The following is a 753-nucleotide window of genomic DNA, read 5'->3' as shown; positions in this document are numbered from 1 at the left end:
GAAAATCCCTGCGCCAGCAGATCTGCGTACAGTCCGCGGTCCAGCGCGAAGTGGCGTTTTTCCGGAAGCAGGATTTTCGCTTTCGTAACAATATAAATCAGGCAGAGCACAACGGAAATGCCCTGTGCAATGACGGTTGCAATCGCGGCACCCCGGACACCCATGCCGAAGGTGCGGATAAACAGCAGATCGAGCACGATGTTCACCAGCGATGAAAAGATCAGGAACACAAGCGGCATGAAGCTGTTGCCGATCGCCCGCAGCAGGCCGGAGCACAGGTTGTAGGCGAACATGACGAACAGGAAAATCGAGAGAATCGAAATATAGCTGTAGGATTCCTCAAGAATCTCCGCCGGTGTTTTCAGCAGGCGCAGCAGCGGATGCATGAAGATCGTCGCCAGAATGGTAACTACCAGTGTCACGGCAACGCCGATGACGATACAGGATGCGACCGATTTTTTCATCCGGTCCGTCTCCTGCCGTCCAAAGCAGCGCGCCGTGACGATCGCAAGACCGTTTCCGACGCCGAACGTAAATCCGGTCATCATCTCATAGATGGATGAGCAGGCACCCATCGCCGCAATCGATGAGTCGCCAAGTGTATAGCCGACGATCAGCGTATCCATCGTGTTGTAAATCTGCTGAAACACGCGGGACGCCATGATCGGCAGGGCAAAAAGCAGCAGAGATTTCAGGATCGGGCCGTGAAGCAGATCGACCTGAGAACTCCGCCGGGTTTGTGTCTGTGACATA

1 protein-coding gene is annotated in these 753 nt (G+C 54.6%); it reads right to left on the bottom strand.

What is annotated here, in order from left to right:
• A partial coding sequence (locus DW743_RS17850) for an MATE family efflux transporter (protein ID WP_117762302.1) occupies positions 1-753 on the bottom strand: 753 nt, incomplete at both ends.

This window comes from Blautia sp. AM28-27 (assembly GCF_003480905.1).
In the GTDB taxonomy this organism is placed as follows: domain Bacteria; phylum Bacillota; class Clostridia; order Lachnospirales; family Lachnospiraceae; genus Fusicatenibacter; species Fusicatenibacter saccharivorans.
The sequence above is the reverse complement of the archived record's forward strand: the minus strand, read 5'-3'. Positions and strand labels throughout refer to the sequence as shown.